We start from the raw sequence: 22153 nt of genomic DNA, 5'->3' as shown, positions 1-22153 counted from the left end.
AGGATGATTCCTGAGGTCTTTTTTCGATATCAAAAAAACGGATTGGAATTTTTTCCAATCCGATTTTCCTTTTTAATTTGATGAATTCGATGTTGAAGATGAGGAAGAATCTAATCCTTGACCCTGTTCGATCTTCGACATTAATCCAGTGTATTCGTGCATTTTACTGAAGTACTTCGAAGCAGATGAGTCGGCACTTTCAACGTTTAGCGTGTTCTTATCTGTTGTTTGAAGTTCAGGAGCATCACTATTGTAATCGTCGATCGTTGTCTTATCATGGTTCAACGTCCACAGACTATCTGATTTGTTTCCAAGCTGAGCTTCACGTGCTAAAACCTTAGCAAAGTCATTATGGTAGTTATAATCTTTTGGATCAACCGGTTTGAATCCTTCTGGAACATAATACCGTAAAAGATTCTTGTTATTCAATGAATCTGATAAGGTCAACTGTTCATTGACATGTTTTCGATCCTTAGCGATTTGTTTCTTGACGCTTTCAGATGGATGCGTGATCACATCACCGGTACTGTTTTCGTAAATTGTATTTCCAACGACTGTATACTTTGGTGTTACAAAGTTATCATTTCGGAACGCAACTACTTGGTTGTGTTGCGGTGAGAACAAGTCTGTTCCGAATTGGATATACTTTTGAGTATTGATTCCAAGAAGGTGAAGCAATGTTGGCAAGAAGTCGATTTCGCCACCATATTGGTATTGTACGCCACCGTTATTGTCGCCTGGAATGTGGATCATTAATGGGACCCGTTGCATTTGCGCATTGTCAAAGTTGTTCCAGGTTGAAGCTGATTTTCCAAGTAATGGGGCAAGCTTCAAGTTCCGGGTATCTGAAATTCCATAGTGGTCACCATAAAGGACGATCACTGAATTATCGTACAATCCTGATTTATGCAGATAATCGAAGAACTGTTGCAACGCTTGATCCAAATAATGGGCCGTTACAAAGTAATTATTAACTGAGGCATCTCCCGTATTGGCCGGTTGAATCGATTGATTCTTTTGGTCGATCGTGAACGGGAAGTGGTTTGACAGCGTAATGTATTTTACATAGAACGGCTGTTGCAAGTGTTCAAGATACTTGATTGAATCATGGAAAATCAATTTATCCTTTAATCCGTACTCAGTTAAGTTATTTGAACTTGTATTGTAATAGCTTGAATCAAAGAAGTATTGGTAACCCATGTTCTTGTACACGTTGTCCCGGTTCCAAAATGAACCATTGTTTCCATGAAAAACGGCACTTGTATATCCTTCAGTTTGGTTTAAGATTGCCGGAGCAGCTTCAAAGGTATTTCCAGTTCCAATTGCAGAGAAGAGGGAGCCTTGTGGTAAACCAAACGTCCCGGTTTCCAACATGTTTTCAGCGTCAGACGTTTTTCCTTGACCAACCTGATTAAAGAAGTTGGCGAAGCTATAAAACTGCTTGCTGTTATATAAACTATTTAAGAACGGGGTAACTTCTTGACCGTTCAATTTATAGTTGATCAAGAATTGTTGGAAACTTTCCAGGTGAATAATAATAACGTTTTTCCCTTTGGCAATCCCAAACATTTTTGGATTTGGTTTGGCATAGTTTTCCTTATTGAATTCTAGAATTTTATTTAAATCTGAACTCGTGGCGCTATTGCGCGCGTGATTGTTCTTGGCTGTTTTGATTGCATCATATACGGTGAACGAATCCAGCCCAAGAAATTTGACCAAATATTCACGGTCAAATGTCCGGGTAAGCAATTGCGGCCGGCTGATTTCACCTAATACAATGTTAAAAAGCAGCATGAAAACTGAAAATGAGGTCATTGCAACGGCTTGCTTTTTCGGAATTGGATTAGGATCAACCTTTAAGAAACGGGTGATAAATCCAATTGCAATCAAAATCAAGTCGGCAACGACGATTAAATCTTGCGGCTTGAGCAGGGCAAGCGAACTTGTACTTAATCCTTCCGAAACGGAAGAGTAGCCGAAAATAACGTTGATTGTCATAAAATCAGTAAATTCCCGGTAATAAATAACATTGAACATCAGCAACGCGGTGTTTGCAATGTCAATGAGCGTCATGAAAATGTACGCGGGAACTCCCCGTTTAACGTAAAGAGCCAACCCAAGTAAAAGCAATGTGGTTGCAATCGGGTTGATCAGTAAAACAAAGTATTCATATATTCCTTTGACACCTAAACGGAAATCAATGAGGTAAACTAAAATTGTTTTTAACCAAAATAGTGAGGCAAGTAACGTGAAATAACCCCATCGAGTGTTTAAAAATTGATGAAACTTTTTAAAACGCACGATTAAAGCGTCCTTTCCTTTGAATTTAAACCAAATATACAAATTTAGATTTAAAAATGGATAAAGAGGAGAGATAGGAAAAATACCTAACTCTCCTCATTATACTTATTACATAATACCCCAGATTGGACTATTTAGTTAAGTGAATTTTGAGATTTAGTGAATATTTAATTCTTGAAAGCCCTTGCGTAAAAATTAAAACTTGTGTATATTGGATAAATACTGACTGGAAGAGATTACATTTAGAAGGAAGGAATTTTTACAATGTTAATTGCCTTAATTCCCGCATTAGCATGGGGGAGTATTGGATTAATTAGTGGAAAGTTGGGAGGAACTGCTAACCAACAAACTCTTGGAATGACTTGGGGTGCCTTGTTATTCGCAATTATGATGACGCTGTGCAGCTGGGGACACTTTATGGCCAACTGTACATGGAAATTATGGATCGTTGGGTTGATTTCAGGATTATTCTGGAGTTTAGGACAAAATCAACAGTTCCATGCAATGAAATCGATTGGGGTTTCAAAAGCAATTCCAATTTCAACTGGAGCTCAATTGGTAACGAACGCTTTAGCCGGCGTAATTTTGTTCCATGAATGGACAACGAAGCGCCAATTATCAATTGGTTCACTTGCTTTGATCATTCTTGTTATTGGGGCAACATTGACTGCCTTACGTGATAAAAAGAATGCTGCCGTAAATGCTGAGCGGGTCAGTGAAGACTGGAACGGCGGGGCTCGGGCATTGATCTTATCAACGCTTGGCTACTTAGGTTATACCGTTGTTGTTCACTGGGCCAATGTTGATACCCGGGCGATGGTTTTACCGCAAGCCATCGGAATGGTTTTAGGAGCTTCAATGTTTGCGCTTGGAAAGAACGCATTTAAGAAGGAAACTTACAAAAATATTCTTACCGGTTTAGTATGGGGAACAGGGAATCTGTTCATGTTTGAAGCCACAACAATGGTTGGGTTGGCAATCAGTTTCTCGTTCTCACAAATGGGAATCGTAATTTCAACATTTGGTTCAATCTTCTTCTTGGGTGAAAAGAAGACGAAGCGTGAATGGGTTTACGTTGTGATTGGATCATTAATGGTTATTTTAGGTGGATTCTTACTAGGAATTCTTAAATAGGAAATAATCGAAAGGCTGCGCCAAATTTGGTTGCAGTCTTTTTTGGAATTAATTAAAGAAGATTTTGAAATCAAATCATTTATTTTTAAGGATTTATAAGCATAAATAATAATTTATCGTGTTTTTTCTGTGTCATTCGGTGAAAAATATTGTATAATGTAAGCGTAATAATTTTTAGGAAAAGGAGATATTACGATGGCTCACATTAAATTTGATAGCTCAAACTTAAGCAAGTTCGTTAACGACTATGAACTTGGACAAATGCAAGCAATGGTTAATGCTGCAGATGAAGAATTGCGTCAAGGTACAGGCGCAGGAAATGACTTTTTAGGTTGGTTGAATTTACCTGTTGATTACGATAAGGATGAATTCGAACGAATCAAAAAAGCTGCTAAGAAGATTCAATCAGATTCAGAAGTATTGGTTGTTTTAGGAATTGGTGGTTCGTACTTAGGTGCTCGGGCTGCAATTGAATTCTTAAACCACAACTTCTACAACTTAATTGGCGCTGACAAACGTAATGCTCCTCAAATTTTCTTTGCCGGCGATTCACTTTCATCATCATACTTATATGATTTATTAGAAGTTATTGGCGACCGTGACTTCTCAGTTAACGTTATTTCAAAATCTGGAACAACTTTGGAACCGGCCATGGCATTCCGGATCTTCAAACAAAAGTTGGAAGAAAAGTATGGTAAGGAAGGCGCTCGTGAACGGATCTACGCAACAACAGACCGTGCTCGGGGTGCATTGAAGACATTAGCTGACGACGAAGGTTATGAAGAATTCATCATTCCTGATGACATTGGTGGTCGGTTCTCAGTATTAACACCAGTTGGTTTGTTACCAATCGCTGCTTCAGGTGTTGACATTGATCAATTAATGAAGGGTGCTGCAGATGCTCGTGAAGCATACTCAGATCCAGATTTATCAAAGAACGAAGCTTACCAATACGCTGCTTTACGTAATATCTTATTCCGCAAGGGCTACAACATTGAATTACTTGAAAACTACGAACCATCATTGATGTACTTCACAGAATGGTGGAAGCAATTAATGGGCGAATCAGAAGGTAAAGATGGCAAGGGCATTTACCCATCATCAGCTAACTTTACAACTGACTTGCACTCATTAGGTCAATACATCCAAGAAGGCCGGCGTGCTTTGATGGAAACAGTTATCAATGTTGAAAAGCCAAACCACAACATTGATGTTCCAATGGATGACAAGAACCTTGATGGCTTGAACTACTTGAAGGGTAAGACAATGGATGACGCTAACAAGAAAGCTTGCGAAGGCGTTGTTGTTGCTCACACTGATGGTGGCGTTCCAGAAATGCTCATCAACATTCCTGACCAAACAGAATACACATTAGGCTACTTAATGTACTTCTTCGAAATTGCCGTTGCAATTTCAGGTTACTTGAACGGCGTTAACCCATTCAACCAACCAGGGGTTGAAGAATACAAACAAAACATGTTTGCTCTCTTGGGCCGTCCAGGTTACGAAGAAAAAACAAAAGAATTAGACGAACGGTTAAATAAATAATCGTTAATTGAAATTAAAAGGAGGTTGTGGCATAAGTCGCAACCTCCTTTGCTATATCCGCATAATCGGGTTCCAAAACAAACGAGCTGAGCGGAAGTTCGAAAACCTCCGAATCTATGCTGGCGCGATTCGTTCGCTTTTCTGCTTCCACCACGCTCGTTTTTAACGTTTTGTCACACCTTCTTTTTTTGTAAAAACTATTTCCTATTTTTCCTCACAAAATTCGTAATTGTTACGAAAAATCATGTAAAATAAAAGAAAGAGGAGTGGAAGGGAGAAACGCGATGATTGCAAATGCAGCTGAAACGCTAATTGAAAATCAACGAGAACATTTTCTGATTTCGGCGGATAAGGTCGCAAATGTTTTTGAAAGTAATCCGTTGAACCATGCCTTTTTAGTTTTAACAAAGGTACGGTATTCTAAAATTCCGGTTTTAGATAATGAACAGCATTTTAAGGGATTGATTTCACTTGCAATGATTACTGATTCAATGCTGGGATTAAACGGAATTGATTCAACGGGATTAAGCGAGCAAACAGTTGCGGACGTTATGCAACGCGATGTCCCAACGGTTACGAATACAGAAAGTGTTGAAGAGCTGTTGCATCTGCTTGTGGACCAGCCATTTTTGGTGGTTACCGACCACCAAAATGTCTTTCAGGGAATTATTACTCGCCGGGAGATCATGAAGGCGGTCAATTATATGGTTCATGAACTGGATCATCAGTATCAAATTGAAAAACGCAAATAAAAAATAATGAGGATGCGACTTATGTCACATCCTCATTATTTTTACTCTTTTTGGTCTGCTGATAATTCAATTGGACTTGTTGGAACCTTGATTCCAGCCTTCGTGAGCGCTTCAAGGTAAGCGTGCAAGAATTCGCGTTGAATAATTGCTTGGGCTCCATTTTTGGCAATGACGACGACCCTGTAAACCAGTTCCCCTTTACCAACATCAACCGGACCTTGCACAGTTGGTCCACTGACAATGTCCTGGTTATCGTCAGGATTAAGCTTTTGGTTGACCTGTTCAATGATTGTTGTCATTTTTTGAATATCAGTTTGCGGTTGAATTCGAATGTTGATAACGGCCCGCATTGGGTTGCGGGACATATTAGCAACCGTTGTGATTTCGCGGTTAGGAATGAAATGAAGCGTTCCATCGCTGCTGATCAACTGAGTCGTTCGCAACCCGATTGCATGGACCGTTCCTTCAATTCCGGCAATTTTAACGGAATCGCCAACGACAAATTGCTGTTCAAGCAAAATGAAAAAGCCGTTTACAACATCTGTAACGAACCCTTTGGCTCCAAGTCCAAGGGCGACACTCGCAATTCCAGCACCGGCAATCAGCGTTCCAACCGGAATTCCGAAGAGAGATAATAACGCGTAAATCAAGAAGAACAGCATTGTGTAGTGAAAAATGTTATTCACAAGGGTGTAGATCGTTCGAATGCGCCCATCAGCAATGTAGCTGTTTTTCTTTTCCTTTTTCGTGGTGTGGAGGATCAATTTGCGAATCAATTTTTTACCAAGCGAATTGATCACCACAAATGCAAAGCAGATCAAGACTAAGATAATCGCTTTTGAGATCACAAGCGAAATGATTTTATCCCAATTGATTTTTTCGATGAACCGCATCCAAATGCCAGGTTCCTTTGCAATCTTTGAATTCTTTACGGCACTTACGGCAGTTGCAGTTAGAATAAAGTGGTTCACGAAATTTCCTCCTTCAAAAAATAAATAACTGCTTGTATTATATCAAAGAACTGCCCGTTTTTCGGATAAATTTGGTATAATGACATTATTAGGCAATTTAATAATGATTGCGGTTTAACCTATTAAATGCTATTCTAAAACCGTAGTTATTAGGACAGGAGGGATAGGCGTGACAATGACATTTGGACAATTAGCTGGAATAATTGCCGCAATTGCATTCCTTGTCTTAGTTGTGTTTATGTGTCGGGTATTATCACGACTTGTAAAGACGGTTTCACAACTTACAAAATCAATGAGTTCACTTACAAAAGATGCTGATAATATTTCAGATCAAGTCGAACAATTATTAGATAAGACCAATACGTTAATGGCGGATATTAATGAAAAATCACAAAAGGTAGAACCGTTATTCGATACGATTGTTGATTTAAGTGAAAGTGTTTCTGACTTAAATGAAGCAAGTCGCGGGATGGCAAGTAAAATTGCAGCAACCGCTAAGGATACTTCAAAGATGAAACAGGCCTCAACGTTATTTAGTGTTGGCAAGCATGCATTCAACGCAATTAGCAAGGCCAAGTCAAAAAAAGATAAGAAATAGTGTTTGATTAATTGGAAAAAGAATGGAGGAGCTTATAATGAAAAAGAGCTTTTTATTAGGTTTAGGTGCTGCAGCCGCTTCAGCTTTTGTGATTTCGAAAAAGTTAACCGAATCACAAAAAGATCGGATTGCAATGAAGATTGACGAAACATTGCTTAATTTACGCGATACAGCTGTAAAGTATGATAAGTATGCCCACGATTACCTTGACGAAAATCGGGATACGATCAATAACTTTAAGCAAAGTATTTCTGATCGTTTTAATCATTTAAAAGATGAATCAGTTGTTTCAGATGCGTTCTCTTCATTGAAACAAGCAACTTCAGATTTGAAGACTTACATTCAAGATAGTAAAGAAGATATTGAACAACCATTTGAAGATCATGATGAAGTAATGCAAGATGATATTTTCATTGATGATCCGAACTTCGGTGAAGAAGACGAATTAAAGACGGTCACATTTTTCCCAGAAGGATGGGAAGAACCCGAAAAGAGCTTAGATGACAATAATGAACCTCAATTATAAAATGAGGATAAATAAAAAAGCTGGATTTTAAATCCAGCTTTTTTTATTACTTTAGTTTAATGGAATAACTTTTAATTCCTTTGAAGTATGGGTGAACGGTTCACAGCCGTTTTCGGTAATGTGGACACAATCTTCGATCCGGACTCCTGCGAAGCCTGGAATATAGATTCCGGGTTCAATTGAGAAGCACATTCCAGGTTGGAGTTCCATCTTGTTACCTTCCATAATTGATGGAAATTCGTGGTCGCTTTGGCCGAGACCGTGGCCTAATCGATGAATGAAGTATTCGCCATAACCGGCATCGCTAATAACTTTCCGGGCAATATGGTCAAGTTCTTCGGCGGTCACTCCAGGTTTAGCAGCATCTTGAGCTTTTAATTGGGCTTCAAGGCAAACCTTGTAAATTTCTTGTTGTTGATCATCGATTTTTCCAAAGGCAACTGTCCGAGAAGCATCTGAAGCAAAGCTTTGATACATTACACCCAGATCAAATAAGCAAAGCTTGTTTGGTTGGAGTTTTTCCTTTTTCGGAGCACCATGAGGATCAGCTGCATTGGCCCCGCTTTGAACAATGGTGTCAAAGCTCATTTGCATGATGCCTTTTCTCATCAAGGCATATTCGATTTCAGCAACGATATCTTGTTCAGTTCGGCCCATTTGTAAAGCGTTGAACCCAACTTCGAATGCATAGTCCGCCCATTTGCCGGCTTGGTTCAATTTTTCAATTTCTTCAGGAGTTTTGAAAAGTTTTTCGTGTTGAATAAGGGGAGTTAAGTCACCCTCGAATTGAGCATTCGGATACTGTTTTTGAATTTCTTCAAAACGTTCAACGGTCAAGTTTTCCTTTTCAATGGCCCACTTTTCTGGATTAGGATTGATTTTATCAATATGATTTTTGATCAGCGCATATGGATCTTCGTGATCAAGGTATCCATAAACCGGATATTTCCATCCAGCTTCCTTAACAGAGCCGACTTCAAGCGCAGGAGCAAAAATAAATGGTTCATGATCCGGGAAAATGAAGAGGGCGAGGGTCCGTTCGATCGGATCACTTTCAAAGCCGGTGAAGTAGGCAATTGTTTTATAGTTGCTGATATATGCAATATCATAATTATTTTGAGCAAGCCATTGTTGAACAGTATCAATATGTGACATTTAACTCATCCTTTCATCTTAAATTAGTTTAAGTATACCATAGTTTAAGCCTAAAATAAGAATCTGATGAGAAAAAAGAAAGATAAATTTTAATTAAACTTATTTTCAGAAAATCGAGGAGTTATTAATGAAAATCTCAGGGAGAAAATAATTCCTAAGAGGGAAATCAAATCCACGGTTTAATATTAAATGAAACGCTTGCATTTATTATGAAAACTTGATAGATTTATATATGGATTATTGAAAATGAAAATATACAATACTAAATGAAGGGACTCAGTTATGGAAAAACAATCAATTACAATTTATGATGTTGCAAAAAAGGCCGGCGTTTCAATGGCAACCGTTTCACGGGTTGTAAACGGAAATCCGAATGTTAAACCGGGAACCCGGAAAAAAGTCATGGAAGTCATTGATGAACTTGATTACCGTCCAAATGCAGTTGCACGGGGACTTGCAAGTAAGAAGACAACAACGGTCGGGGTTATTATTCCAGATGTAACGAATGTCTACTTCTCATCATTAGCGCGTGGAATCGATGACGTTGCAACAATGTACAAGTATAATATTATCCTTGCAAACTCCGATGGAAATGAAGAAAAGGAAGTCCAAGTATTTAATACATTACTTGCTAAACAGGTTGACGGGATCATTTACATGGGAACCCATTTGACTGAAAAACTACGTGAACAAATCAAGCGTTCAAAGACCCCGGTTGTCCTTGCCGGATCGATCGATCATAAAAATGAATTTGTAAGTGTGCATGTCGATTACGTAAAGGCTGTTAAAGAAGCCGTCAATAATTTGCTTGCGCATGGCGATAAACGGGTTGCATTTGTTTCAGGACCGTTGAATTACCCAATCAATAGCGAATACCGGTTAAAGGGATATAAAGAAGCCCTTGCTGAAAACGGAATCGATTTTGATCAGGACCTTGTTTTTGAAACAAACGACAGTTACCGGGCTGGGGAAACATTATGGCCAGCATTGTCAGCTGCTCACGCAGATGCTGCATTTGTTGCTGATGATGAATTGGCAACGGGGGTTTTGAACGGTGCGGTTGATGCCGGTGCTCAAATTCCAACTGAATTTGAAGTGATCACTGGAAATGATTCGAAATTAACTCAAATCGTTCGGCCAAAATTGTCATCAATTACCCAACCACTTTACGATATTGGTGCGGTTGCAATGCGGTGCCTAACGAAGATGATGAATAAGGAAGACGAAGACTTAGACAAGACGATTGAACTTCAATATGGATTCATTAAACGCGGGTCAACTCGCTAATTGATATTGATAAGTGGCAACTTTTTTGGTATCATCTAAGATGACTGTAATTGTCAAATTCTAAAACTGGAAAGAGGTATTCGAAATGTCAGGACATTCAAAATGGCATAATATCCAAGGACGGAAAAACGCCCAGGATGCAAAGCGTGGAAAAATTTTCCAAAAAATCTCACGAGAAATTTACATGGCTGCTAAGGCAGGTGGTCCTGATCCAGACGGAAACCCACAATTACGGCTAGTTATGGATAAAGCTCGTTCTGCTAACATGCCGAAGGATAACATCAAGCGTGCGATTGATAAAGCAACGGGTGCTGGCGGTGCAGACTACGAAGAAATCACATATGAAGGTTATGGCCCAGCAGGGGTTGCTGTTTTGGTACATGCCTTGACTGATAACCGGAATCGGACAGCTTCAGCAGTTCGTGGTGACTTTAACCGTAATGGCGGTAATTTAGGTGAATCCGGTTCAGTTAGTTTCATGTTTAATCGGAAAGGTTACATTGCAATCTCACGTGAAGATTTAGATGTTGACGAAGATACAATGGAATTAGCAGCAATCGAAGCAGGTGCAGATGACGTTCAAACTTCTGATGAAGTCTTTGAAATTTATACAGATCCAAAAGACTTTGACAGTGTTCGCGATGCACTTCAAAAAGATTATGATTTAGATACCGCTGAATTAACAATGGTACCAACAACAACAACGGAAGTTCCAGCTAACAAGGTTGAACAACTTCAACGGTTGATCGACAAGCTTGAAGACGAAGATGATGTTTCAGAAGTCTTCACGACAGCTGAATTCCCTGACGAAGATTAATATGAGAATGAAAAGTCGGAATTGGTCCGGCTTTTTCTTATTAAAGGATAGTTTATTTTTAACTGATAACTTAGAATTAAATGGAAAAGCGAGGAAATAACTTTGAACAAAGTTACTGTTTTAGGAAGTTTAAACGTTGATACGATTCTTCAGATCCCGCGGTTGCCGCAACCCGGTGAAACTTTAGCAATGACTGACCAACGGAGTGCTGGCGGCGGCAAAGGAGCAAATCAAGCCATTTCAGCAGCCCGGTCAGGAGCAGCAACTTCATTTATCGGTAAAATCGGTGATGATGAGAATGGTCGAATGATGCTCAGTTTCCTAAAGGATGCCGGAATTAATACTGAACAGGTTACTGTTTCAAGCAAGGGAACAGGTCAAGCCTTTATTATGCTTCAAGAAAGCGGCGAAAACAGTATTATTATTTATGGCGGTGCCAATCAGGAAATCAAGGATGCAGATATTGAAAATGCCCGTGAAATGATTCAATCGTCTGATTTTATCGTTACTCAATTTGAAACTCCATTTGATCAAGCGACGCATGCGTTCAAGATTGCGAAGGAAGCTGGGGTTGTAACCGTTTTGAACCCCGCTCCTGCACATAAGAATGTTGATCCTGAATTATTGCAAAACGTTGATTTGATCACACCAAATGAAACGGAAGCAGAAATTTTAACGGAGATCAAGGTTGTTGACCAAATCACTGCGCATGAAGCTGCTACTCGGCTTCAAGAGTTAGGTGCCAAAAATGTAATTATCACATTAGGTGGTAAAGGAGCATACTTTAAGACTGCAACGGAAGAAAAATTGGTAAAGGCCTTTAAAGTTCATGCAATTGATACAACTGCGGCGGGCGATACGTTCCTTGGGGCGTTGGTTTCACGGTTAAATAAAGATTTCAGTAACCTTGAAGAATCGATTATTTACGCAAGCAAGGCTTCTTCAATTGCCGTTCAAAAGGTTGGCGCAATTCCTTCAATTCCGACTGAAGCACAGGTTAAAGCTGCTTTAGAAGCTGAAAAATAAACTAAATAAAACTAATTATCAATCACGAGGAAGTTTTGAACTTCCTCGTTTTTTTATAAAAAAATCTCCTTTTAGCGTATCTATAAGTGAAAGGAGGTTATCGCAAATGGAAAGTCAGCAAATTGTGCTTAAGGTCCTGGATGATGCAATTCAGCGTCATGCGAGTGATATTTATTTTTTACCGCACCGGAATGGATACCTAATTAACTTTAACGTTGACGGGTTGGATGTTCGCTATCAAAAATTAAAAACAACGGTTGCATTGGAATGTATCAATTACCTTAAATTTCAAGCGCATATGAATATCAGCGAGCACCGACGGCCCCAACTGGGAGCTTGGCGGTATTCATCTCAAAGGACCGTGGTTGATTGTCGGCTATCAAGTGTCGGTGATTTTCAGGGAAGTGAAAGTTTGGTTGTTCGATTAATTTATGCAATCGCACAGCTTACCCATCAGCGATACTTTGTTCCTGATCAGTGGCAAGTGATCAAGACGGCATGCCGGCGGCGCGGTTTAGTTATTTTTTCAGGACCAACAGGTTCAGGGAAGACCACTTCAATGTATAAGCTTGCAGAGCAATTTGGCGATCAGCAGATCTTAAGCATTGAAGATCCAATTGAAATTTTTTACCCCGATATTTTGCAATTACAGGTAAATGAAAAGGCGGGAATGGCCTATCAAGACTTAATTAAGGTTGCATTGCGGCACCATCCGAACATTTTAATTATTGGTGAAATTCGCGATCAGGAAACTGCTAAAATTGCAATTCAAGCGGCGTTGAGTGGCCATTTGGTTTTGAGTACCGTCCACGCTGCAAACTGTTATGGTGTTGTATCCCGGTTATGTAATCTTGAAATATCATTAACAGACCTTGAACAAACATTGCAGTTAATTAACTATCAGCGATTGATTCCAACAACCAGCCATGAAACGAAAGTATTATTTGATCAGCTGGATTTATGGAAAAATGACCCTTATGAGATTTTAGAGCAACGCGGAATGACTCCAGAATGGGAACAAAATCTTAAGGAAATTTACCAGCGTCAAGAAATTACACATCAGGATTATGAAAGGTACCTTTATGGGTAAAAAAATAAACAACAATCGAAAGTGGAAATTAAAAATCCAAGCAGAATTTTTTGAAACTCTTGCCGACATGCTTCGAAGTGGTTTTTCACTAAAACAATGTTTAATTAACCTCGCAATCCTGTATCCTGTACAAAAAAACGATTTTGAGATGGCATTGGCACAGCTAGAAAGCGGAAAAACGTTTAGTGAAAGTATTCAGCAGTTTTTGAATTCAAAAATCTACTATCAACTGATGCTTGCGGAGAGCCATGGCCAGTTGGAATTGAGCGTTTCGCAGTTGGGAAAATACATGCGGCAACGGGTCGAGCAGCGTGAAAAGATCCGGGCAGCTTTATTTTATCCATGTATTTTATTTGGATTGTTAATAATGATGATCACGGTTTTATTAACATGGTTGCGCCCAACAATTACGGCATTAAGTGAACAAGGGAAACAATCTCCTGGAATCACTCAATGGCTTATCGATGGTGGCAAAATTGGCGGAATGGTGTTGGGATTGATCATCATTGTCTATTTGTTATATGGAATTTACTGGTTGAAAAAGCAGCCATCAATTGCCCGGCATCAATGGTTAAGTCGGTTGCCGTTAATCGGAAATGTTTACCGCTGCTATGCTTATTACTATCTATCTTTTAATTTGGCATTACTTTTAAAAAGCGGCCTTGGATTTCATGAAATCTGTAATTTTTTATTACGGTTTGAACCGCAAACGTTACTTTATCAACTTGGTGAGAGGTTAAATCAGCATTTGCTTTCAGGCAGAGAAATCAAAACATTTATTAAGCATTATGCATTCATTCCATCAGAATTAAATATCTTTTTAAATAAAGGTCAAACGAGTGCAGAGTTGAGTGAAGATCTGTTAATTTATGCCAATACAATGTATCAAAGATTACTGAAGAAGGTTGATCGCTTAATTAATCTGATTCAGCCAATCGCATTTTTAATAATCGCAATCATCATTGTCGGGATTTACCTGTCAATTTTGATTCCGATTTATTCAAATTTAGGAGGGATTTCTTAATGAGCAAGGTTAAGAAAGTAAAAGGATTTACTTTAATCGAAATGGCAATCGTTTTATTCATTATCAGTTTATTGATCTTAATTATTATTCCAAATATTAATCATCAACGTAAAAACGCGGTCAACGTTAATTCAAATGCAATGCGAACGGAACTTCGAACGCAGGCTCAACTATATTTGTCGGAGCATCCCAATACTGAGGCTTCAGCGTTAACAACGAATATGCTGGTAACGGATCATTACTTGACGAACCAGCAAGCAAAGAAATTAGCTGATCAAAAGATTACGGTTCAAGATGTTTTAAATGAAAAGTAGGGGCTTTACGTTACTTGAAACAACCATCGTTCTCGCATTAGCTTTCTTGTTTTTATTATTAAGTTTTTACTTTGCGCCCCGGAGTTCGGCTCAATTCAAAGAAGAACAATTTATGCAGAATTTGACAAGTAAGCTTGATAAGGCGGCGATGCAAGGAAAAGAACGTCATCAAATTGTGCGTGCATTTTTTGGAAAGGAAGATGTTCAGATTCTAGTCGGGCGAAACACGGAGAAACTAGATTATCCGGCAACATTAATTAAATACGGAGCTGAAAGTGTTTATATTTCACCTTCAGGCGTGACCCGCCCGACGACGATTCCGCTTGTTTCAAAGAAAGGACATTATTCATATAATTTAATTTTTGAACTTAGTTTTGGAGGGGTATACCGTGTTACCAAACAGCAGTGGTAAAGTTTCAGCCTTTTTGATCAGTGATGCGATTATTGGATTGACCTTGATTTCATTGGCAATTGCAACATTTTACTTTAACCAGTCATGTTTTATGAAAAATGAAGATGAATTGTATTTAAAAAATCTTCAGGTTCAAGAAGCTTTTCAGCAAAGCGTATCGCGAATCAATCAGGGAAAGCCGTTAAACCAGATCAAAGTTCATTCGGATGCGGGAGAATATCAAATCAATGTTGAAAAATAGAATTAAGGCGTTTTCATTGATTGAAGTTATTATTGCATTAATCATTTCAAGCTTGGGATTATTGATGATCAGCGGCAGTGTTTATGGAATTCACCGGCAGTTGAATTCAAATTCTGGAAGTAAAGAACGCATTCAATGGGAAAAATTAATTTCAACGCTCGAATCAGAACAAATGCGTTTTCAATGGAAAGAAAGTCAAAACAACGGAACGCCAGTATTATATTGTCAAACCCAGCATAATGATTACTTGCTTAAAAAAAATCGGCGAAATTTAATTTTACAGGGAATAAATGGTCAAGGCTTTATGCCATTAATGATGAATATTGATGGATTCCGTTACCGTTATTCAGAGCCTTTTTTGGAAATTTGGGTCAAGGTTCACGATCATCAATACCATCGAAAAGTTGTAATGCAGAGGAAAAGTAATGAAAACTAAGGTTAGGGGATCATTGTTTGCAAGCGGAATTTTATTTTTAATCTTCTTTAGTGCGCTGTTTTTGGGACAACTTGAATTTTTCAATAACCACTTGAGTTTTTATCGTTCAGAGATCAATTTAAAGGAAGCCCAAACAATGCGAAACATGGCACAAACCCATCACCTTCACGATAATCAGGAATTAAAGTTTAACACTGGAAAAGTCCGTTTTCATGAACAGCGGTATGAAATTACGTTGAAAAATGGAAATCGATATTCATTCGAACCTTTTAAGTAATGCTTGCAATCAGAATTGGAACTCGTTAAACTGTTACACGAATATTGATTAGAACGTGAGGGTTAAAGCGTGGAGTTAAAAGATATTGAACAAGCATACCAAACACTGAGTCAAATTATCGAAATTTTCCAAAAACAACTTGATCTTTCATACTTTGACGCATTGATTGAAGCGTTAAGCGACTTGCTTGAAAACCAGATTAATGGAAAGGAAGAAATTGACGTTTCAACGGTCGGTGAGTTGGAAAAGTTATACCGGCATTTGGACCTGAGTGAATTTTCTTCAGAAGAGATTCGTCAAGTTATCCAATTATTGTTATTGGGGTCATATAAAAAAGAACGAGTTCAGCCTAATCATCAAATGACACCAGATTCAATTGGATATTTGATAACTTTTCTGATTGAAAAAATAACCTCAAAGGAAAAATTAAATTCAATGTTAGACCTGACAGTTGGAACGGGGAATCTGCTTGCTGTAATTTTAAACAATTTAAAGTTTCTCGGGAATCAAAGTTTAAAAGCGTATGGGGTCGATAATGATGATACGTTATTAGCAATTGCAGATGTTTCCCTTGCTCTTCAACGAATCAGCAATGTTGAACTTTTCCATCAGGATGCATTGGATAATTTAATGCTTCCGCAAGTTGATCTGGTAGTTAGTGATCTGCCAGTCGGATATTATCCGCTTGATGATCGTGCAGCACAGTTTGAAACGCATGCTGCGGAAGGTCATTCCTTTGCTCATTATTTATTGATTGAGCGTGGAGTCGAAAAGCTCGCCGAAAATGGCTGGGGACTTTTTGTTGTTCCAAGTGGAATTTTTGAAACTAAGGAAGCCCAACCACTCTTGAAGATGATTCAGAAGAATGGTTATTTGCAGGGATTGCTGAATTTACCGCGTGAATTATTTGTATCTGAAAAATCGCGCAAAGCAATTTTAATGGTTCAGAAAAAGGGCGGTCAGGCTCATCAAGCATCTCAAATCTTGTTGGGTGATTTTCCATCATTGAAGGATAAAAAAGAATTTAACGGGTTCCTTGATGAAATCAATGCGTGGGTAAAAGAAAATCAATAATTTTGAAAAAGTTGTGGCAGGTGCCACGGCTTTTTTGTTAGTTATTCATTTTAGTGTATAATTTTAAAAGAAGAGTTTAAGTTGGAGGTGAGATTGTGAACGAAAAAAGGCGTGAAAAAATGGAAGAGCAGCTTGCGAAAAAGGCAAAGGCGATTGAAGAATACGCAAGTACGGTCGTTACACCAAATGATACGGATGTGATCATTGATGGGCGCAAGTATCAATTGGTTGAAAATTATCATGAAGGTTTTCAGGTTGATAAGTTGCGTGAACGTTTCAGTCCAATTTTAACCAAGTTTGATTATATTGTCGGTGATATGGGATATGATCAATTGCGGTTACGCGGATTTTACGATGATAAGCGTAAGGTTCAACCATCTCAAAAGATCAGTCATTTGCAAGATTATTTATATGAATATTGTAATTTTGGCTGTGCGTATTTTATTTTAAAGAATTGTGAGGTTCATGATAGTTTTCCGGCTCCAGCAGCTCACAAAAAAAGGCGACGGAAAAACTCACGATCACGAGCAAATACAAATCATAAACGTTCAGATAAAAAATCGAATTATAATAATCGGAAACCTAAGATTCAAACGGTTAAGTCCAAGAATCGCCGTCAAGGGAGCCGTCACTTTGTAATTCGAAAGAAGAAAAATAACACTAATAATAAGCGGAGAGATCAAAATGCCAAATAAATTATACAAAGGATACATGATTGATTTAGATGGAACAATTTATCGGGGAAAAGAACGAATTCCGGCAGCTAAACGGTTTATTGAACGATTGCAAAAGTTCGAAATTCCATTTTTATTTGTAACAAATAATAGTACCCGGACACCAGAACAGATTGTTGAAAATTTAAGTAAAAACTATGATATCCACGTCAAAAAGGAAAATGTGTACACTTCGGCGCTTGCAACGGCAGACTACATTGCTGATTTAGACAAACAAAAACGGCAGGTTTATGCGGTTGGTCAATTAGGATTACAACAAGCCTTATTAGATCGCGGATTTCGGTTTAATGAACAGGATCCTGACTATGTTGTCGTTGGCTTAGATACTGACGTTACATACCATAAACTTGAACTTGCAACCCTTGCGATTCGGAATGGGGCAAAATTTATTGGAACAAACCCGGATTCAAATTTACCAAGTGAACGGGGAATGATTCCAAGTGCCGGATCAATCGTTGCATGTATTGAATATGCTACCCAACAAAAGGCAACGTATGTTGGAAAGCCTGAAAATATTATTATGGAAAAAGCGCTTGAAAAGATGAATCTTCCGGAGGATCAGGTTGCGATGGTTGGTGATAATTACCGGACGGACATCATGGCAGGAATCAACTTTGGAATGGATACAATTATCGTTTACACTGGGTTATCAACCAAGGAAGAAGTCGCCCGTGAAAAGATCCAACCAACTTATCAAATCGATTCGTTAGATGAATGGCAAGTATCTGATGAAGAAAAATAATTTGATTTTACTAAGAGATATGATTGTGATTGGAATTGCAGTTATATCTCTTTCAATTTTTATAACAGTTAATTTTACGGGATTATATCATTTCTTTGTCGTGCGTGATCACCTCGGACGGCTCGTAGGATTGAGCAATCATGAATTGATGATCAATTATCGTCATTTAATTAGTTACCTTCAATGTGGATGGATTCATCATTGGCAAACAAGTCTTCCTTCGTCTTCAAAGGGATTGACTCATTTTGCAAATGTTAAACAGTTGATTGAATTTAATAATGTCGTTTTGATTATTTTTGGAATTTTAGCGGAAATCGTAATTAGGAACCGCGTAAGAGAGCATCAGATGTGGCAGTTGATTTTACCCGTTAAGATGGGACTGACTTTATTAGGGACATTTGTATTTATTTTAGTGATTGCCTTTGATCGGATTTTTATTTTGTTTCATGAGGCCTTATTTCGAAATCGAGATTGGATCTTTAACCCGCAAACCGATCCAATTATTAAAGCTCTTCCAGAAAGCTTTTTTGAAGCGTGTTTTCTTTTAGTATTTTTAATTTGGATTTTAGCGGGGTTAGGCCTAATTTGGTATGGTAAACATGAATTAAAAAAAGCAAGATGAACAAACATCTTGCTTTTTTGTTAGGCTTTCTTTTTTGATAATTTTGCTTTGATTGCACTGAAAATTGCTGGTAAAACCGACACAACAATGATTGCAATCACGATCAATGAGAAGTGTTCCTTTACAAATGGGAAGTTACCGAAGAAGTAGCCGCCACCACAACAAAGGATGACCCAGCCAATCGCACCTAGAACATTGTACCGAATAAAAGTTGAATATTTCATTCCACTTCCGCCAGCAACAAATGGGGCAAATGTTCGGATAATCGGCATGAAACGGGCAAGTGAAATTGCGATCCCGCCGTGTTTTTCAAAGAAGGCTTCGGTTCGATTGAGATCGTCTTCCTTAATGAAACGGCCAAAAAACGAATTCTTCGTAAGGCGTTTTCCAATTGTTTTTCCAATCGTAAAGTTTAACGAATCACCTGCAATTGGAGCGATTAAGAATAAAATTACGAATGTCCAAATGTTAAGGTGATATTCCGGGTTTGCTGCAAGAGCGCTTGCAGCAAAAAGCAGCGAATCTCCGGGAAGAAATGGGAGAATTACTGCACCAGTTTCAATAAAGATAATTCCGAATAAAATTAAGTATGTCCAGTCACCAAATTGATTTACGATGGCAACAAGGTGTGAATCAATATGTAAAACAAAATCAATAAATTGTGAAATTAAATGCAAAATATCCCTCCAAAAATTTTAGTGATACTAGAAGTATACCTTTTTAATGGAGGGATGACAATTAAGTTTATTCAACGTTAAAGTTTTTCATTAGCTGAGTACTGTGAGTTGGCTGCCGTTTTTCAGGATAAATTGTTTCAAGGGCATGGTTGATTGCGACCGGTGCCTGGCCAAATCCACAAGCAATTAAATCAACGCAACCTTCTTGATATGCGTTATCACCGATTGCATAAACGCCCTTGATCGATGTTTGCTGGGTACTGTCGACTTTAATTTGATTATGAGCTGTTTCAAGGTTCCACTTTTTTTGAACCGAAGTGTCCGTTTTAAAACCGTAGTTTACAATCAATGCATCGGCAAGAAGCGTTTGATATTCGTCTTTTGTCCGTGAACGCTTAAGTCGAATTTGCGTTTGATTACCTTGATGTTCAAGCCCGTCAATCATATACGGAGTTAGGATTTCAACATTTGCGAGTTCTTTGATTTTACTGATTGAGCTTTCAAGGGCGCGGAACTGATCACGCCGGTGAACAAGCGTAACTTTTTTAGCGACTTTACTTAGTTCAATCGTCCAATCGGCGGCTGAATCGCCACCCCCGGCAATAACTACGTTTTTGTCTTTAAACATCAAGATGTCAGGCACACTGTAAAAGAGCGAAGTGTTCTCAAAGTCAGAGGCATTTTCAACCTTAAGTTTTCGCGGTTCAAATGCGCCGACTCCGGTTGCAAGAATAATTGATCGTGAAAGGGTTGTTCGTTTATTTGTTTGGATATGGAAAATTCCATCGTCATCTTTTTCAAATTTTTCAACGGTTTCGTTAAGGTGAATTTCAGGCTTAAAAAAATCAGTTTGTTCCTTTAAGTTTGAAATTAAATCAGTTCCAGAAATTTTAAAATATCCGGGAACGTCATAAATTTGTTTTGCGGGGAATAAGGCGGTTACCTGACCGCCGACTTCAGAAAGACTTTCAATAACTTGCGTTTTAGCCTGGCGCATTAACGCATATGTTGCGGTAAATAATCCAACGGGGCCTGCGCCAACGATTGTAATGTCATAAATTTCATTTTCCAAAATCCTCACCATCCATCTTTAATTGTTCTCTAAGTTTGTTATACTACATATTAGAAAAATTTGAAGGAGATGTCCATATTGAATTATCCACAGTTGAACCTTGAAAATGAAAAGGGACCAAAAGCAACGATCAAGACAAACTATGGTGCGATGCAATTTCAACTTTTCCCCGAAATTGCACCAAAAGCAGTTGAAAATTTCGTTGGATTGTCAAAAAAAGGTTATTATAATGGAGTGATCTTCCACCGGGTCATTAAAGATTTTATGATTCAAGGCGGTGATCCAACTGGAACCGGAATGGGTGGTAACAGTATTTGGGAAAAACCATTTGAAGATGAATTTTCAAATCAAGCCTTTAACTTAAGAGGGGCATTGTCAATGGCGAATGCCGGTCCTGGAACAAACGGAAGTCAATTCTTTATTGTTCAAAATGAAAATCTTGATCCGATGATGATCAAGGAAATGAAGGCCGCAAGTTATCCTGATGAAATTATTGAAAAATACCGTGAAGGTGGAACACCATGGTTAGATCACCGGCACACGGTCTTTGGTCATTTAATTTCAGGATGGGATGTTCTTGATAAAATTGCAAATGTAAAAACGCTTCCTGGAGATAAGCCTGAAAAAGATGTCGTTATTGAAGGCATCACAATTGAGGAATAGTTATGGATTATCGAATTGGAATGGTTCTGACGGGAAGAGTGACCGGAATTCAACCTTATGGAGCGTTTGTCTTATTGGATGATAATACTCAAGGACTGATTCACATTTCTGAGTTAAAGCATGGTTTTATTTCAGATGTTGGCGACTATTTGAAGGTTGGTCAGATGGTTAAAGTAATGATTGTCGATATCGATGAATATACAGGAAAGATATCATTATCATTGCGGTGTTTAGAGCAACCATTTAATTTTAAATATAATCGTGATGAAATCACCCATCGGTATAAGAAATACTGGAGTAATCGGCATGTTGAAGAAGGATTTAAGCCGATTGCAGAACGATTAGATGGCTGGGTTGAAGATGCTTTGGAAGATATAAAGAATGGAAAATAAAAAAGTTCTTGACCTTTAGAATAAATTCAGATAATATAATAAACGTTGTTGAGATTTGATCTTATCGCTTCTTGACAATATTTATTTTTTTGATAAACTATTAAAAGTCGGCAGTTGATTTTGTTGAGAAAAAAGTTCTTGACATCTTCTGATTGCATGATAAAATATCAAATGTTGTCTGTTAAAAGACATTGATATGAAGTAGATCTTTGAAAACTGAGCAATGTTTCGACACACAAATGTGCAGGACAATTCATGAAAATGAATG

Annotated in this window: 26 protein-coding genes; 21 read left to right on the top strand and 5 right to left on the bottom strand. The window is 38.3% G+C overall.

Features of this window, described 5'->3' with window-relative positions; translation table 11 throughout:
• Positions 1-72: 72 nt before the first annotated feature.
• On the bottom strand, positions 73-2301 hold the full coding sequence (locus A3O17_RS01740; RefSeq protein WP_081255665.1) for an LTA synthase family protein: 2229 nt from the start codon (positions 2299-2301) through the stop codon (positions 73-75).
• Positions 2302-2565: 264 nt separating this feature from the next.
• On the opposite strand from A3O17_RS01740, the gene A3O17_RS01735 reads away from it, so the two are divergent.
• The 3 genes from A3O17_RS01735 to cbpB all read left to right on the top strand — a co-directional run bounded on the left by A3O17_RS01735 (position 2566) and on the right by cbpB (position 5735).
• Complete coding sequence (locus tag A3O17_RS01735) at positions 2566-3435, top strand: GRP family sugar transporter (protein WP_064208510.1); 870 nt, start codon at positions 2566-2568, stop codon at positions 3433-3435.
• A gap of 195 nt (positions 3436-3630) precedes the next feature.
• Positions 3631-4983 carry a glucose-6-phosphate isomerase gene (locus A3O17_RS01730; RefSeq protein WP_064208511.1) on the top strand — a complete coding sequence of 451 codons (1353 nt, stop codon included), beginning with the start codon at positions 3631-3633 and terminating at the stop codon, positions 4981-4983.
• A gap of 284 nt (positions 4984-5267) precedes the next feature.
• Complete coding sequence (gene cbpB, locus A3O17_RS01725) at positions 5268-5735, top strand: cyclic-di-AMP-binding protein CbpB (RefSeq protein WP_064208512.1); 468 nt, start codon at positions 5268-5270, stop codon at positions 5733-5735.
• A gap of 41 nt (positions 5736-5776) precedes the next feature.
• Here the strand turns inward: cbpB and A3O17_RS01720 are convergent, their stop codons facing one another.
• A complete protein-coding gene (locus A3O17_RS01720) occupies positions 5777-6706 on the bottom strand; it encodes a mechanosensitive ion channel family protein (protein WP_064208513.1) in 930 nt (309 codons plus the stop codon).
• A gap of 175 nt (positions 6707-6881) precedes the next feature.
• Here A3O17_RS01720 and A3O17_RS01715 point away from each other — a divergent pair, with 175 nt between their 5' ends.
• Together A3O17_RS01715 and A3O17_RS01710 are read left to right on the top strand one after the other, a co-directional pair.
• Positions 6882-7304, top strand: coding sequence for a DUF948 domain-containing protein (locus A3O17_RS01715; RefSeq protein WP_225354655.1), 423 nt, complete (start codon positions 6882-6884; stop codon positions 7302-7304).
• Between the two features lie 37 nt (positions 7305-7341).
• Positions 7342-7830 (top strand): hypothetical protein, encoded by a 489-nt coding sequence (locus A3O17_RS01710; RefSeq protein ID WP_064208514.1) that lies wholly within the window; start codon positions 7342-7344, stop codon positions 7828-7830.
• Between the two features lie 51 nt (positions 7831-7881).
• Here the strand turns inward: A3O17_RS01710 and A3O17_RS01705 are convergent, their stop codons facing one another.
• A complete protein-coding gene (locus A3O17_RS01705) occupies positions 7882-8985 on the bottom strand; it encodes a M24 family metallopeptidase (protein WP_064208515.1) in 1104 nt (367 codons plus the stop codon).
• Between the two features lie 282 nt (positions 8986-9267).
• Between A3O17_RS01705 and ccpA the strand changes: the two genes are divergently transcribed.
• From ccpA to A3O17_RS01635, 14 genes are all read left to right on the top strand, one after another.
• Entirely contained in the window at positions 9268-10272 is a 1005-nt protein-coding gene (gene ccpA / locus A3O17_RS01700) for a catabolite control protein A (RefSeq protein ID WP_064208516.1), read from the top strand.
• A gap of 85 nt (positions 10273-10357) precedes the next feature.
• Entirely contained in the window at positions 10358-11089 is a 732-nt protein-coding gene (locus A3O17_RS01695; protein ID WP_057826895.1) for a YebC/PmpR family DNA-binding transcriptional regulator, read from the top strand.
• A 102-nt stretch (positions 11090-11191) separates the two neighbouring features.
• Positions 11192-12115, top strand: a complete 924-nt coding sequence (rbsK, locus tag A3O17_RS01690; RefSeq protein WP_057826896.1) for a ribokinase — start codon at positions 11192-11194, stop codon at positions 12113-12115.
• 106 nt (positions 12116-12221) lie between these two features.
• Positions 12222-13205, top strand: coding sequence for a competence type IV pilus ATPase ComGA (comGA, locus tag A3O17_RS01685; RefSeq protein ID WP_064208517.1), 984 nt, complete (start codon positions 12222-12224; stop codon positions 13203-13205).
• On the top strand, positions 13183-14229 hold the full coding sequence (gene comGB, locus A3O17_RS01680; protein WP_081255664.1) for a competence type IV pilus assembly protein ComGB: 1047 nt from the start codon (positions 13183-13185) through the stop codon (positions 14227-14229). The genes comGA and comGB overlap by 23 nt, the downstream gene beginning before the upstream one ends.
• Entirely contained in the window at positions 14229-14543 is a 315-nt protein-coding gene (locus tag A3O17_RS01675; RefSeq protein ID WP_064208519.1) for a prepilin-type N-terminal cleavage/methylation domain-containing protein, read from the top strand. Before comGB ends, A3O17_RS01675 begins: the two co-directional genes overlap by 1 nt.
• Complete coding sequence (locus A3O17_RS01670) at positions 14533-14955, top strand: hypothetical protein (RefSeq protein WP_064208520.1); 423 nt, start codon at positions 14533-14535, stop codon at positions 14953-14955. Before A3O17_RS01675 ends, A3O17_RS01670 begins: the two co-directional genes overlap by 11 nt.
• On the top strand, positions 14933-15196 hold the full coding sequence (locus A3O17_RS01665; protein WP_064208521.1) for a hypothetical protein: 264 nt from the start codon (positions 14933-14935) through the stop codon (positions 15194-15196). The genes A3O17_RS01670 and A3O17_RS01665 overlap by 23 nt, the downstream gene beginning before the upstream one ends.
• The gene (locus A3O17_RS01660; protein ID WP_064208522.1) at positions 15183-15632 is read left to right on the top strand and encodes a competence type IV pilus minor pilin ComGF; all 450 of its coding nucleotides are present in this window, start codon (positions 15183-15185) and stop codon (positions 15630-15632) included. The genes A3O17_RS01665 and A3O17_RS01660 overlap by 14 nt, the downstream gene beginning before the upstream one ends.
• Positions 15622-15909 (top strand): hypothetical protein, encoded by a 288-nt coding sequence (locus A3O17_RS01655; protein WP_057826903.1) that lies wholly within the window; start codon positions 15622-15624, stop codon positions 15907-15909. Before A3O17_RS01660 ends, A3O17_RS01655 begins: the two co-directional genes overlap by 11 nt.
• Positions 15910-15978: 69 nt before the next feature.
• Entirely contained in the window at positions 15979-16983 is a 1005-nt protein-coding gene (locus tag A3O17_RS01650; RefSeq protein WP_064208523.1) for a class I SAM-dependent methyltransferase, read from the top strand.
• A 95-nt stretch (positions 16984-17078) separates the two neighbouring features.
• Positions 17079-17678 carry a YutD family protein gene (locus A3O17_RS01645; RefSeq protein ID WP_064208524.1) on the top strand — a complete coding sequence of 200 codons (600 nt, stop codon included), beginning with the start codon at positions 17079-17081 and terminating at the stop codon, positions 17676-17678.
• Entirely contained in the window at positions 17668-18459 is a 792-nt protein-coding gene (locus tag A3O17_RS01640) for a TIGR01457 family HAD-type hydrolase (RefSeq protein WP_064208525.1), read from the top strand. The genes A3O17_RS01645 and A3O17_RS01640 overlap by 11 nt, the downstream gene beginning before the upstream one ends.
• Positions 18446-19081, top strand: a complete 636-nt coding sequence (locus tag A3O17_RS01635) for a TIGR01906 family membrane protein (protein WP_064208526.1) — start codon at positions 18446-18448, stop codon at positions 19079-19081. The genes A3O17_RS01640 and A3O17_RS01635 overlap by 14 nt, the downstream gene beginning before the upstream one ends.
• A 20-nt stretch (positions 19082-19101) precedes the next feature.
• Here A3O17_RS01635 and A3O17_RS01630 read toward each other — a convergent pair whose 3' ends face one another.
• Both A3O17_RS01630 and A3O17_RS01625 read right to left on the bottom strand, forming a co-directional pair.
• Positions 19102-19749, bottom strand: a complete 648-nt coding sequence (locus tag A3O17_RS01630; RefSeq protein WP_064208530.1) for a DedA family protein — start codon at positions 19747-19749, stop codon at positions 19102-19104.
• A gap of 76 nt (positions 19750-19825) precedes the next feature.
• A complete protein-coding gene (locus A3O17_RS01625; protein ID WP_064208531.1) occupies positions 19826-20833 on the bottom strand; it encodes an NAD(P)/FAD-dependent oxidoreductase in 1008 nt (335 codons plus the stop codon).
• Between the two features lie 75 nt (positions 20834-20908).
• Here A3O17_RS01625 and A3O17_RS01620 point away from each other — a divergent pair, with 75 nt between their 5' ends.
• Positions 20909-21493 (top strand): peptidylprolyl isomerase, encoded by a 585-nt coding sequence (locus A3O17_RS01620; protein WP_064208527.1) that lies wholly within the window; start codon positions 20909-20911, stop codon positions 21491-21493.
• A 2-nt stretch (positions 21494-21495) separates the two neighbouring features.
• Entirely contained in the window at positions 21496-21885 is a 390-nt protein-coding gene (locus A3O17_RS01615) for a CvfD/Ygs/GSP13 family RNA-binding post-transcriptional regulator (RefSeq protein ID WP_064208528.1), read from the top strand.
• The last annotated feature ends 268 nt before the right edge of the window (positions 21886-22153 follow it).

The organism is Ligilactobacillus aviarius (assembly GCF_001654615.1).
Lineage (GTDB): Bacteria > Bacillota > Bacilli > Lactobacillales > Lactobacillaceae > Ligilactobacillus > Ligilactobacillus aviarius_B.
Note: the sequence above shows the minus strand (reverse complement) of the source record. Positions and strands in the feature narration are given on the sequence as shown.

Excerpts from the sequence above, each read along its gene's own strand:
- cbpB (WP_064208512.1), top strand. The coding sequence starts at position 5,268 with ATGATTGCAAATGCAGCTGAAACGCTAATTGAAAATCAACGAGAACAT.
- A3O17_RS01735 (WP_064208510.1), top strand. The coding sequence starts at position 2,566 with ATGTTAATTGCCTTAATTCCCGCATTAGCATGGGGGAGTATTGGATTA.
- A3O17_RS01730 (WP_064208511.1), top strand. The coding sequence starts at position 3,631 with ATGGCTCACATTAAATTTGATAGCTCAAACTTAAGCAAGTTCGTTAAC.
- A3O17_RS01675 (WP_064208519.1), top strand. The coding sequence starts at position 14,229 with ATGAGCAAGGTTAAGAAAGTAAAAGGATTTACTTTAATCGAAATGGCA.
- A3O17_RS01660 (WP_064208522.1), top strand. The coding sequence starts at position 15,183 with ATGTTGAAAAATAGAATTAAGGCGTTTTCATTGATTGAAGTTATTATT.
- A3O17_RS01705 (WP_064208515.1), bottom strand. The coding sequence starts at position 8,985 with ATGTCACATATTGATACTGTTCAACAATGGCTTGCTCAAAATAATTAT.
- A3O17_RS01615 (WP_064208528.1), top strand. The coding sequence starts at position 21,496 with ATGGATTATCGAATTGGAATGGTTCTGACGGGAAGAGTGACCGGAATT.
- ccpA (WP_064208516.1), top strand. The coding sequence starts at position 9,268 with ATGGAAAAACAATCAATTACAATTTATGATGTTGCAAAAAAGGCCGGC.
- A3O17_RS01655 (WP_057826903.1), top strand. The coding sequence starts at position 15,622 with ATGAAAACTAAGGTTAGGGGATCATTGTTTGCAAGCGGAATTTTATTT.
- A3O17_RS01640 (WP_064208525.1), top strand. The coding sequence starts at position 17,668 with ATGCCAAATAAATTATACAAAGGATACATGATTGATTTAGATGGAACA.
- A3O17_RS01710 (WP_064208514.1), top strand. The coding sequence starts at position 7,342 with ATGAAAAAGAGCTTTTTATTAGGTTTAGGTGCTGCAGCCGCTTCAGCT.
- A3O17_RS01695 (WP_057826895.1), top strand. The coding sequence starts at position 10,358 with ATGTCAGGACATTCAAAATGGCATAATATCCAAGGACGGAAAAACGCC.
- A3O17_RS01715 (WP_225354655.1), top strand. The coding sequence starts at position 6,882 with ATGACATTTGGACAATTAGCTGGAATAATTGCCGCAATTGCATTCCTT.
- A3O17_RS01635 (WP_064208526.1), top strand. The coding sequence starts at position 18,446 with ATGAAGAAAAATAATTTGATTTTACTAAGAGATATGATTGTGATTGGA.
- comGB (WP_081255664.1), top strand. The coding sequence starts at position 13,183 with ATGAAAGGTACCTTTATGGGTAAAAAAATAAACAACAATCGAAAGTGG.
- A3O17_RS01670 (WP_064208520.1), top strand. The coding sequence starts at position 14,533 with ATGAAAAGTAGGGGCTTTACGTTACTTGAAACAACCATCGTTCTCGCA.
- comGA (WP_064208517.1), top strand. The coding sequence starts at position 12,222 with ATGGAAAGTCAGCAAATTGTGCTTAAGGTCCTGGATGATGCAATTCAG.